The 12,269-nt window shown below is 62.7% G+C and carries 8 protein-coding genes; 6 read left to right on the top strand and 2 right to left on the bottom strand.

The genetic code is table 11. From position 1 onward, the window contains the following. Positions 1 to 2: 2 nt before the first annotated feature. Complete coding sequence (locus JQ609_RS00290) at positions 3 to 614, top strand: hypothetical protein (RefSeq protein ID WP_212271607.1); 612 nt, start codon at positions 3 to 5, stop codon at positions 612 to 614. Between the two features lie 40 nt (positions 615 to 654). Here the strand turns inward: JQ609_RS00290 and JQ609_RS00285 are convergent, their stop codons facing one another. Together JQ609_RS00285 and JQ609_RS00280 are read right to left on the bottom strand one after the other, a co-directional pair. Continuing rightward, the gene (locus JQ609_RS00285) at positions 655 to 987 is read right to left on the bottom strand and encodes a hypothetical protein (RefSeq protein WP_212271606.1); all 333 of its coding nucleotides are present in this window, start codon (positions 985 to 987) and stop codon (positions 655 to 657) included. 483 nt (positions 988 to 1,470) lie between these two features. Then, positions 1,471 to 2,439: a helix-turn-helix domain-containing protein gene (locus JQ609_RS00280; RefSeq protein WP_212207743.1), complete on the bottom strand. Its 969-nt coding sequence runs from the start codon at positions 2,437 to 2,439 to the stop codon at positions 1,471 to 1,473. A gap of 410 nt (positions 2,440 to 2,849) precedes the next feature. Between JQ609_RS00280 and xoxF5 the strand changes: the two genes are divergently transcribed. The 5 genes from xoxF5 (at position 2,850) to JQ609_RS00255 (ending at position 12,245) form a co-directional block, all read left to right on the top strand. Beyond that, positions 2,850 to 4,655, top strand: coding sequence for a lanthanide-dependent methanol dehydrogenase XoxF5 (xoxF5, locus tag JQ609_RS00275; protein ID WP_212207742.1), 1,806 nt, complete (start codon positions 2,850 to 2,852; stop codon positions 4,653 to 4,655). A 108-nt stretch (positions 4,656 to 4,763) separates the two neighbouring features. Beyond that, positions 4,764 to 5,252: a c-type cytochrome, methanol metabolism-related gene (locus tag JQ609_RS00270; protein ID WP_212207821.1), complete on the top strand. Its 489-nt coding sequence runs from the start codon at positions 4,764 to 4,766 to the stop codon at positions 5,250 to 5,252. A gap of 67 nt (positions 5,253 to 5,319) precedes the next feature. After that, positions 5,320 to 6,429 carry an S-(hydroxymethyl)glutathione dehydrogenase/class III alcohol dehydrogenase gene (locus tag JQ609_RS00265; protein WP_212271605.1) on the top strand — a complete coding sequence of 370 codons (1,110 nt, stop codon included), beginning with the start codon at positions 5,320 to 5,322 and terminating at the stop codon, positions 6,427 to 6,429. A gap of 35 nt (positions 6,430 to 6,464) precedes the next feature. Next, complete coding sequence (gfa, locus tag JQ609_RS00260; RefSeq protein WP_212271604.1) at positions 6,465 to 7,034, top strand: S-(hydroxymethyl)glutathione synthase; 570 nt, start codon at positions 6,465 to 6,467, stop codon at positions 7,032 to 7,034. A gap of 375 nt (positions 7,035 to 7,409) precedes the next feature. Then, complete coding sequence (locus JQ609_RS00255) at positions 7,410 to 12,245, top strand: NAD-glutamate dehydrogenase (protein ID WP_212271603.1); 4,836 nt, start codon at positions 7,410 to 7,412, stop codon at positions 12,243 to 12,245. Positions 12,246 to 12,269 lie beyond the last annotated feature (24 nt).

Genomic DNA, 12,269 nt, shown 5'->3' with positions numbered 1-12,269 from the left:
CCATGGAATTGCAGAAGGAAATCCTGGGTCTGTCGATCGCCTACGCGCTGCTGGCGGCGTTATTGCTGATCTTTGTGCTGCGCGCCCGCGTATCCTGGCAGCTCAAGGCAGCGGCCGTGCTTGTCACCAGCGTCTACTACTGCGTGGCGTTCTTCCGCATCGAAGGCTTGGCCGGCTGGTCGGCGCCCGCACCGCTGCCGTCGCAGTTCCAGTTGTTGTGGGCGCGGGTTGTCGAGCCGAACCCGCTCGATCGCGATCCCGGTGCGGTGCATATCTGGGTCGAGGAACTCGATGCCGCCAATCTTCCGAACGGTCAGCCGCGGGCCCATCGCCTGCCCTATTCCGCGGCACTCGCGCACAAGGTAACCGCGGCGCGCGACGAGATCATGAAAGGCCATCCGCAGGGCGGACGCGCGGCCGATTATGGATCCGGCAATGGGCGACCCGCGCCGGAAGGTCCCGCCGATGTCTCGATGCTTCGCCCGACGGCTGCACCGGGCGGCGATCCGATGAGCGGCGGTCCGCTCGATCTATCGTTCCTGACCGGTGAAGCCGGCAATATCGAATTCGCACCGCTGCCCGCTCCGATTCTTCCACCGAAGGACGGGCCCTGAAGGCTGTTCAATGCGGCGCATGTTTCAGCCGTCGGCGCGTTTAGCAGTCCTCATCGGCTTTCGCGGTCTGGCCGTCAGTCTTGGCGCCTTGGGCCTCCTGCGCGGCCGTCGGCTGACCTTGCATCTGCTTTTGTGTGTCCTGCGAAGACGCTGCAACATCGTCGGTTGCACGATTCATCGTGCTGGTTGCCGCGTGTTCCCTGGTGTCGGAAGCCTTGCCGGTGGTCTGGCCACTGCCAACCGATGCGGGTCCGGAACCCGCGTCCTTCAGATTTGCAGCGCGACCGGTGGTGTCGCACGGGCCTGCCATTGCGGTGCTGATGCTCAAAACAGCGATCGAGCAAGCCGCGAGAATGAGTCGTTTCGTGTTCATCTGATCCTCCTTGGACCTGCCGCGCGCCCCGGCACGTCAGGACGGAGGAGCAACCGGTTCGAAGGCCACGGGTTCCGGGTGGCGGGTCGAATCTCGCTATTGTTTAATCGGGCGCACCTCATGTTCCGATCAGTGCCAACAAATTGCGAGGCGATTTCACATGCGACCATTGATCTGCGGAACGCTCGCGATCTTTCTCGCCGTCTGCCCAGGGCCAGCGGCCGACGCCCAGGACAATTCGCGACTCGGGCAGCCGACATCGGATTCAGCAAACCCGCCTGCGCACTGACCGGCAAGGAGCGTCTCGGCAGGAAATGGATGGATGAGCAGCGGATCGACAATTGCAATGTGCCGATCGACAAGCGTGGGTCGCAGCCACGGCCAAGCGTCTGCCCGCATGTTCCGATGGGTTGATCAAGCGCTCACACGCCGCCGTCTGGACGTGGCAGAACACGTGACCGATGCGGGGTTAAGCGAGGGCGCCTAGGAAGCGTCTGGAGCCGGGCTGCTGTGCTGCGCCTTTTGGATCGAAGACGGAACAATGCCGAAATACCTGCGGAAGACCCGGCTGAAGTGGGAAGAACTCGAAAAGCCCCATGAAAATGCAACATCCGTGACGGTCTTGCCGCCGTGCGTCTCCAGTTCGTGGCGGCAGTTCTGCAACCGTGCCTGCCAGATATAGTCGCTGACGGTCATGCCCCGGTCGCTGAACAGCATGTGCAGATAACGCTTGGTGCAGCCCAGCGCCGCGGAAATCTGATCGATGCACAGATCAGGATCGCGCAGATGTTCGCGGATGAAGGCCTGGGCGCGAATATACATCGCCTCGGGGCCGCCGCGATCGAAACTCGCGTCCGCCTCGCGCAGCGGCAACAGCAACAGATCGATCAGCGAATCGGCGACGACGACCGCGTTGTTCGGTGACAGTCTCGCAGCCTGGTCAAATGCGGCATGAACGAAGTCATAGGCAATGCGGCCGGTGCCGGTGCGCGCCGAGAGCTTGCACGCCGACATCCGCGCTGTATGGAAGCCGCGCTCCTGCAGCAGCGCCTTCGGCACAATGACGACTTCATGCCGCGTCAGCGCCGGACTGACGATCGTATGCGGACAGGATACATCGTAGGCAAGACAATCGCCGGGCATCAGCTCGATGCGCCGGCCCTCCTGCTCGAAATAGGAAACGCCGTGCGTCTGAAACAATATCTTGACGTAGGGATGCTCGCTGGCTTTTGAACGGGACACGGTGTGCGCGATGCGATGCTGGCTGACCTCGATCTGACAGAGCTTCAGCTTTGAGACCGTCGTGTAATTGACACGCGCTTCGAGCGACGAAGCCTTCAACGGATCTATGTCAAATTGGCCACAAAGATCCGTCAGTGCATCCGACCAGCACTGGATCTGCTTCTTCGGCGACAATCCCGAAGTGGTAAGCGAGTGGACCGTATCAACCATTTCCAGCCACCGATTCGAGAAACGTAACTGTTGCCGCGGAAGACTCGGTCACGGTGAAGTTTGATTTACCTCAATTTAGAACGGTCGTTGTTGCCTAAGCAACGTATGTCCCGGCATCCACTTGACAATCCTCCGACTTAGTTTCTGCGCCGTCAAGGGGAAGGTTCGCCTCGATCGTGCGACATCCGTCGTAGTGCGCCGCACAGTGGCTGCCCAAACCGCTGCCTTATGTGTGGCAACCCCCACAGCGATTCGGCAGGAAAACAGAAATCTCGCCAAGGTTCGCTTTGGAGCAAATGCCCTTCCCTCTTGGGCAAGTTTCCCATTCCCGAACGGGATAAAGATACGGGACAAAATCGAAAAAGTGGGCCGCCTCGGCGGTACCTGGGCTTCATCAGTGGGAGGACGCAATGCGCAGACTGCTAGTTGCAACTTGTCTTGGTTCCATGGCGGCGTTCGCCGTGGGCAGCGCCGTAGCCAACGAGGAATTGATCAAAATGTCGCAGAACCCGAAGGATTGGGTGATGCCGGCAGGCGACTACGCCAATACGCGCTACTCGAAACTCAACCAGATCACGGCGGCCAATGTCGGCAAGCTCCAGGTCGCCTGGACCTTCTCGACCGGCGTGCTGCGTGGCCACGAAGGCGGACCGCTCATCATCGGCAACATGATGTATGTCCACACGCCGTTCCCAAACAAGGTCTATGCCCTTGACCTATCCAAGGACCAACAGATCGTCTGGAAGTACGAGCCGAAGCAGGATCCGAACGTCATTCCGGTGATGTGCTGCGACACCGTCAACCGTGGCGTGGCCTATGGCGACGGCAAGATCTTCCTGCACCAGGCCGACACCACGCTGGTCGCTCTCGATGCCAAGACCGGCAAGGTTGAGTGGTCGGTAAAGAACGGCGATCCCGGCAAGGGCGCTACCGGCACTTCCGCACCCCTCGTCATCAAGGACAAGGTCCTGATTGGCATTTCCGGCGGCGAGTTCGGCGTGCAGTGTCACGTCACCGCCTACGACATCAAGTCAGGCAAGCAGGTGTGGCGGGCGTACTCCGAAGGGCCGGACGATCAGCTCCTGGTCGACCCCGAGAAGACGACCGATCTCGGCAAGCCGATCGGCAAGGATTCCAGCATCAAGACCTGGCAGGGCGACCAGTGGAAGATCGGTGGCGGCTGCACATGGGGCTGGCTGTCCTATGACCCCGCGCTCAACATGGTCTACTACGGCTCGGGAAATCCCTCGACCTGGAACCCGAAGCAGCGCCCGGGCGACAACAAGTGGTCGATGACCATTTTTGCCCGCAATGCCGACACCGGGATGGCCCGCTGGGTCTATCAGATGACGCCCCATGACGAATGGGACTATGACGGCGTCAACGAAATGATCCTGAGCGATCAGCAGATCAATGGCACGGAGCGCAAGCTTCTCACCCATTTCGACCGCAACGGGCTCGCCTATACGATGGACCGGGTCAACGGTGAGTTGCTGGTAGCCGAAAAGTACGACCCGAAGGTCAACTGGACCACCGGCGTCGACATGAACAAGAGCTCGCCGACCTACGGCCGTCCCAAGGTCGTCGCCCAATATTCGACAGAACAGACCGGCGAGGACAAGAATACCAAGGGCATCTGCCCGGCCGCGCTCGGCACCAAGGACGAGCAGCCGGCAGCCTACTCGCCGGATACCCAGCTGTTCTATGTGCCGACCAACCACGTCTGCATGGACTATGAGCCGTTCAAGGTGAGCTACACCGCAGGCCAGCCCTATGTCGGGGCGACGCTTTCGATGTACCCGCCCCCCGGCGAATCCCACATGGGCAACTTCATTGCCTGGGACAACAAGACCGGCAAGATCGTGTGGTCGAACAAGGAGCAGTTCTCGGTGTGGTCCGGTGCGCTCGCCACCGCCGGCGGCGTGGTGTTCTACGGAACGCTCGAAGGCTACCTCAAGGCAGTCGATGCCAAGACGGGCAAGGAACTCTACAAGTTCAGGACCCCGTCCGGCATCATCGGCAACGTCACGACCTATGAGCAGGGCGGCCGGCAGTATATCGCAGTTCTGTCCGGCGTCGGTGGTTGGGCGGGCATCGGCCTTGCGGCCGGTCTGACCGATCCGACCGCTGGTCTCGGCGCGGTCGGCGGCTACGCCGCGCTGAGCAACTACACGGCGCTCGGCGGATCACTGACCGTATTCGCCCTGCCGCAGTAAGCCGAACCATCTACGTTCCGGCGCATGGACTGGCTCCATGCGCCGGAGCACTTCCCAACGAATTCCGAGGACAATCTCTTGCGTAAAATCTGGTTTGTGGGCGCCGCAATGATCTTCGCGGTATCTGGCGGAATTACCCTCGCTGCAGACGCGGTCGATCCGACTGCCGTCAAGTCCGAGGACGGAAAGTACTTCGACAAGGAAGGCACTCCGACCTTCAAGGTCGCCCCTGACGGCACGGTGGATTGGTACACCTACTCCGGATACCGCCGCTATCACTCGGAATGCCATGTCTGCCATGGCCCCGACGGGATGGGATCGACCTACGCCCCAGCCCTCACCGATTCGGTCAAGACCATGAGCTACGGAGACTTCGTCGGCGTTGTCGCGAGCGGCCGCAAGAACGTGAGTTCGTCGCAGGAGAACGTGATGCCGGCGCTCGGCGATAATCCGAACGTCGCCTGCTACATGGACGACCTCTACATCTATCTGCGCGCCCGCGCCAATGACGCGGTCGGGCGCGTGCGTCCTGCCAAGAAAGAAGACAAGCCTGACGCCTACACCGAGGCGGAGAATTCCTGCATGGGCAGGAAATGATCATCCGGAGTGAGCGCGGGGGACAGGTGTCCTTGCAGCGCCCTCAAGACGAAAAGTGGAGTTGAGAATGAAGACGCGCGCAGCTGTGGCTTTCGAAGCAAAAAAGCCGCTCGAAATCGTCGAGGTCGACCTCGACGGGCCGAAGGCTGGTGAGGTCCTTGTCGAAATCAAGGCGACCGGGATTTGCCACACCGACGCCTATACGCTTGACGGTTTCGACAGCGAGGGAATCTTTCCGTCGATCCTCGGCCATGAGGGCGCCGGCATCGTTCGCGAGGTCGGCGCGGGGGTCACGTCACTGAAGCCGGGCGACCATGTGATCCCGCTTTACACGCCCGAATGCCGCCAGTGCAAAAGCTGTTTGAGCGGCAAGACCAACCTCTGCACCTCGATACGCGCCACCCAGGGCAAGGGCGTGATGCCCGACGGCACGTCGCGGTTCAGCTACAACGGCAAGCCCGTCTTCCACTACATGGGCTGCTCGACGTTTTCGAACTTTACCGTGCTGCCGGAAATTGCGCTGGCAAAGATCCGCGAAGACGCCCCGTTCGACAAGAGTTGCTACATCGGCTGCGGTGTGACGACCGGGGTCGGCGCGGTGGTCAACACCGCCAAGGTCACGCCGGGCGCCAATGTGGTGGTGTTCGGACTTGGCGGAATCGGGCTCAACGTGATTCAGGGGGCCAAAATGGTCGGCGCCGACAAGATCATCGGAGTCGACATCAACGACAGCAAGGAAGCATGGGGTCGCCGCTTCGGCATGACCCATTTCGTCAACCCGACCAAGGTCGGCGGCGATATCGTTGCGCATCTCGTTACGCTTACCGACGGCGGCGCCGACTACACCTTCGACTGCACCGGCAACACGACAGTGATGCGCCAGGCGCTCGAGGCGTGCCATCGCGGCTGGGGCGTCTCTGTCGTGATCGGGGTGGCGGAATCCGGCAAGGAAATCGCGACCCGGCCGTTCCAGCTGGTGACCGGCCGGGTGTGGAAAGGCACTGCGTTCGGCGGCGCGCGCGGCCGTACCGATGTCCCGAAGATCGTTGACTGGTACATGAACGGAAAGATCGAGATCGACCCGATGATCACCCACGTCCTCACGCTGGAAGAGATCAACAAGGGCTTCGATCTGATGCACGAGGGCAAGTCGATCCGCTCGGTCGTCGTTTTCTAAAGCCAAAGAACGTCAAACATAAGGAGGATAGGCCCATGACTGTTCACATCCACCCATCGGTCGACAGCGGCGTCAAGAAGGGATCGGGCAGCTTTGCCGGCGGCACCCTTGTCTGCAAGTGCTCGGACAAGGCGGTCAAGGTCGGCATCAAGGGCGATGTCGCCCACAACCACGCCTGCGGCTGCACCAAATGCTGGAAGCCGGCAGGGGCAACCTTCTCGGTGGTGGCGGTCGTGCCGCGCGAGAATGTGTCGGTGCTGGAAAACGGCGACAAGCTGCAAATCGTCGATGCGTCGGCGGCGATCCAACGCCACGCCTGCAAGGCCTGCGGCACGCATATGTACGGCCGGATCGAGAACAAGGGACATCCGTTCTACGGCCTCGACTTCATCCACCCCGAACTATTCCAGGAAGCCGGTTCGGCGGCACCAGGGTTTGCCGCGTTTGTATCGTCCGTGATCGAAGCCGGCGTTGCTCCGTCGGACATGGCGGGGATCAGAGCCCGCCTCACGGAGCTCGGGCTCGAGCCCTATGATTGCCTGTCGCCGCCGCTGATGGATGCGATCGCTACCCACGTGGCGAAATCGAAAGCCAAAGCGGCCTGACCCTTGCCATCGTCTACGACCGCCGGTGAGCTTACTGCCACCGGCGGGGCCTCGATCAACCGCCGGCGGAGCCTCGATCAACCGCGCAAGATTCGGCCTCGCCGATCAGCAAGGCTGCGCGAATTCGCCGCGGCGGGTGACTTTTCCCGACCTCCGATAACCTACCTGCCAGTAAGTCAAGCCCTCTCGAAGCCGGCTGAAACGCATACTGAAGATGCGTTTCTCGAGATTTGATGGCATAATCATCAAGGGCTGCTGAGGCTCCGAGACCGAGGATTGTGCGTACACGATCAATCCCGGCCAAAGCGATGCGCCCAAAGAGATGCACTCCAGAATCCAGCGAACGATCGCGGCTGCGGTCAGACGGCGAGAGAAATGGAGGACCTTATGGCGTCGTGGCGTGACGACAAGGCCCGGGCGACCCTGATCCGCGAAGCTGCGGGTAACGTGCAGCCAGGCAAGGCGCCCCGATCCTTTGCCGAGCATCTGTTCGGCCATACCAATCTCGAGGACCTCGCCAACTACGATGCGGCCTCCCTGGCCTTCCTGGCGGAACAGGCCTGGGAGCATGTGCAGCAACGCACGACGGGCCGTGCCGACATCCGTGTCGTCAATCCGATGATGCCCGACGGGCGCGAGATTTCCGTGCTCGAAGTTCTCAACGACAACATGCCCTTCCTGTTCGATTCCACCATGGCGGAGCTCGCCGAGCGGGGCATCGAGGTCACGCTGGTCGCCCACCCGATCATCGCCGTGGAGCGCAACGACCAAGGCAAGCTGGAGCATTTCCACGGCGAAGCGCTGCCCGAGGGAGCAAAGGGCGAACGCGAAAGCCTGATTCATTTCCACATCGCGCGCCTGGACGCCGATGCCGACCGCCAGAAACTGATCGAGGGCCTGACCAGGACGCTCAACGACGTGCGCGCCTGCGTCGGCGACTGGCGGGCCATGCGCGCCCGGGTCGAGCAGGCGATCATGACCTTCCGCTCCAATCCGCCGCCGCTGCCGATCGACGAGGTCGCCGAAGCCAACCAGTTCCTGCAATGGCTGTGCGCCGACAATTTCACCTTCCTGGGCTTGCGCGAATATCGATTCTCGCCCGACGCCGATGCGCCGGACGACATCAGCACCGGCGAAGGCCTCGGCATCCTGCGTGATCCCGATGTGAAGGTTCTTCGCCGCGGCGCCGAAATGGTGGTCATGACGCCGGAAATCCGCGAATTCATGCGCGAGCCGACCGTTCTGATGGTGGTCAAGGCGAATGTGAACAGCCGTGTTCATCGGCGTGTCCGCATGGATTATGTCGGCATCAAGCTCTATGCGTCCGACGGGCGGCTCGAGGGCGAGTTGCGCCTCGTCGGCCTGTTCACCTCGGGTGCCTATACCCGCTCGGCGCGGCAGATCCCCTATGTCCGCCACAAGGTCGAACAGGTGCTGCAGCGCGCCGGCTTCGACCCAGCCAGTCACTCAGGCAAGGCGGTCCTGCATATCCTCGAAGATTATCCACGCGACGAGCTCTTCCAGCTCGATGCCAAAACGCTCTACAATTTCGTCATGGAAGTCCTGACGCTCTATGAGCGTCCCCGCGTGCGGGCGCTGGCACGGGCCGACAAGTTCGACCGTTTCGTCTCCATCCTCGTCTTCATCCCGCGCGAGAAATATGACACCGATGTGCGCACGCGCGTCGGGGACTTCCTGGCGCAGGTCTACAAGGGGCGCTTGGCGGCCTCGTACGCTTCCTTCCCCGAGGGATCGCTTGCGCGCGTCCACTACATCATCGGGCGCTATGACGGCAAAACGCCTGTCGTCGAGCGCGCTGCGCTGGAAGCCGAGATCAGCACCATCGCCGCGACCTGGGGCGACAAGCTGAAGGCGGCGCTCGCCGCCTCCACCGACGGCATGCGAGCGCGCATGCTCGCCAACCGTTACGCCCAGGCCTTCACTGGCGGCTACACCGAGGCCTTCGGCACCTCGCAGGCGATTGCCGATATCGCCACCATCGAAAAGCTCACCCCGGCGCGACCGGTGGCGATTTCGGCCCACCATATCGAGGGCGAAGACGATCCAACGCGCTTCGGTCTCAAGGTCTTCTCGCTTGGCGCGCCCCTGTCGCTGTCGTACCGGGTGCCGGTGATCGAACATCACGGCCTGCGCGTCGTCAACGAGCGCACCTATCAGATCGTGCCTCGCGCCATGCCGGCGCCGGCGCCGGTATGGCTGCACGACATGACGATCGAGGCCAACGACGGCAAGCCGATCGTGATCAGCTCGGAATTCGGCCATCGTCTGGAAGCCTCGATCATGGCGGTGGTCGGCGATCGGGCCGAATCCGACGGATACAACGCCCTCATCCTGCGTACGGCCCTGAGCTGGCGCGAGGTTTCGACCATCCGCGCGCTCTCCCGCTACCTGCACCAGATCCGCGCGCCGTTCAGCCAGGACTACATGTGGGAGACCTTGCGCAGGAACACCGCGATCACCGCCAGCATGGTCGCGCTGTTCCAGGCCCGCCTCGATCCGCGCCTCGCCGCCACCGACGCCGAGCGCTCGGCACGTGAGGCGACCCTCCTCACCGAGATCGAGGAGCAGCTCAAATCCGTCGCTTCGCTCGACGAAGACCGCATCCTGCGCCGCTTCACCAATCTGGTGCAGGCAGCCATCCGCACCAATCTGTGGCAGATCGGCCAGGACGGACATCCGCGTCCGGTAATCTCGTTCAAGTTCGACGCGCGCAAGATCGAGGACCTGCCGGCCCCGCGGCCGCTCTACGAGATCTTCGTCTATTCGCCGCGTGTCGAAGGTATTCATCTGCGCTTCGGCAAGGTCGCGCGCGGCGGGTTGCGCTGGTCTGACCGGCCGCAAGACTTCCGCACCGAGATCCTCGGCCTGGTCAAGGCCCAGCAGGTCAAGAACGCCGTGATCGTGCCGGTCGGCGCCAAGGGCGGCTTCGTGCCCAAGCGCCTGCCGCCGCCCTCCAATCGCGACGCCTTCATGGCCGAAGGCACCGAAGCCTATCGCATCTTCATTCGCTCCATGCTCGAACTCACCGACAATCTCGACGGTGACGACATCGTGTCGCCCGACTCCACCGTGCGGCATGACGGCGACGACCCCTACCTCGTCGTCGCCGCTGACAAGGGCACCGCCACCTTTTCCGACATCGCCAACGCGATCTCGACCGAGAAGAACCATTGGCTCGGCGACGCCTTCGCCTCCGGCGGCAGCCAGGGCTATGACCACAAGAAGATGGGGATCACGGCGCGCGGCGCCTGGGAGGCGGTGAAGCGCCACTTCCGCGAGCTCGGCACCGACATTCAGACCATGCCGTTCACCGCCGCCGGCGTGGGCGACATGTCCGGCGATGTGTTCGGCAATGGTATGCTGCTGTCGCCGGCGACCAGGCTGGTCGCGGCTTTCGATCACCGCGACATCTTCATCGATCCCTCGCCCGACCCGGCCGTCAGCCACGCCGAACGCCTGCGCATGTTCAACCTGCCGCGGTCGAGCTGGCAGGATTACAACAAGGGGCTGATCTCGCAAGGCGGCGGCGTGTTCTCGCGCTCTCTCAAGGCCATTGCGCTCGCCCCGGAAGTCCGCAGCCTGCTTGATCTCGACAAGCCGCAAGCCACGCCGTTCGAGGTGATGACGGCGATTCTGAAAGCGCGCGTCGACCTGCTCTGGTTTGGCGGCATCGGCAGCTATATCCGCGCGTCGGGGGAAAGTGACGATCAGGTCGGCGATCGCGCCAACGATCCGATCCGCGTCACCGGCGCCGATATCCGTGCCCGGGTGATCGGCGAGGGCGCCAACCTTGGCGTGACCCAGCGCGGCCGCATCGAAGCTGCGCAGAAAGGCGTCAGGCTCAACACCGACGCGATCGACAATTCGGCCGGCGTGAACACCTCCGACGTCGAGGTCAATATCAAGATCGCACTGGCGCGCCCCGAGCGCGAGGGACACCTCAGTGCGGCTGACCGCAACAGCCTGCTGGCCGCGATGACCGACGAGGTCGGCGCCCTGGTGCTACGTAACAATTATCTGCAGACGCTGGCGCTTTCGCTGGCCGAACGCAAGGGCCTGGCAGAGATCGGATTCCTCACGCGCCTGATGCAGTCGCTCGAGCAGCGCGGCCTTCTCAGCCGCGCTGTGGAATTCCTGCCCGACGACGCGGCGATCGCCGAACGCGCCCGGCGCGGCCAATCCCTGACTCGGCCGGAACTTGCCGTGCTGCTTGCCTACGCCAAGCTGACGCTTTACGACGATCTGCTCGCCGCCAGCGTGCCTGACGATCCGTATCTTGCCCGCGAATTGTCTCAGTACTTCCCGCGCGAGGTTAAGGACAAATTCCCCGCTGCAGTGGAACAGCATCGCCTTCGGCGGGAGATTATCGCCACCAGTCTCGCCAATGCCGTCATCAATCGCGGCGGCCCGGCGTGTGTCGTGCGCCTGATCGACGAGACGGACGCCGAGGCGTCGACCATTGTCATGGCCTTCGTGGCGGTGAATGAATCCTACGGTCTGAAGCGGCTGAACGACGCGATCGATGCGCTCGATACCCGCATCGACGGGCAATTGCAACTTACCCTCTACGCCGCGATTCAGGATCTCCTGCTCTCCCGGATGGTCTGGTATGTGCGCAACGTCGATTTCAAGGCCGGTCTGGACCCGGTCATCGCGCGCTTCGGCCCGAGCATCCGCGAGATCGTCGCTGGGCTCGACAAGACCCTTCCGGAGGACTTGCTGGCCGGGCGCGGCAAGCGACGGCAAGACCTGATCGATGCCGGCGTCCCAACCGACGTCGCAGGCGAGTTCGCCGATCTCGACGCCTTGGTCTCGGCACCGGATATCGTGACTGTAGCGGAGCGCACCAGCCGGACCATCGGCGACGCCGCCGCTACCTTCTTCGCCGCCGAGGCTAATTTCCGTCTCGATCGCCTTATCGCCGCGGCACGCAGCGTCCCGGCCAACGATAACTACGAACGTCTCGCCATTGATCGCGCCATTGACCAGATCGCAGCCGCCGAAAGAAGGCTGGCTGCGGACATGCTGGCAACCGGCCAATGCGGCCAGGAGGCCGCCGGGAGCTGGCTGGCGGCTCATCCTGAAGCGACGCGCATTCGCCGCTCGGTCGAGGAGATTGTGGCCAGCGGCCTGACGCTCGCGAAGCTGACGGTGGCGGCGAACTTGCTCGGAGATATGGTGAAGGGCTGAGCAGGCGCGCTCACACGCGATTCG

Origin of the sequence: Bradyrhizobium sp. AUGA SZCCT0169 (assembly GCF_018130085.1) — a bacterium.
Lineage (GTDB): Bacteria > Pseudomonadota > Alphaproteobacteria > Rhizobiales > Xanthobacteraceae > Bradyrhizobium.
Note: the sequence above shows the minus strand (reverse complement) of the source record. Positions and strands in the feature narration are given on the sequence as shown.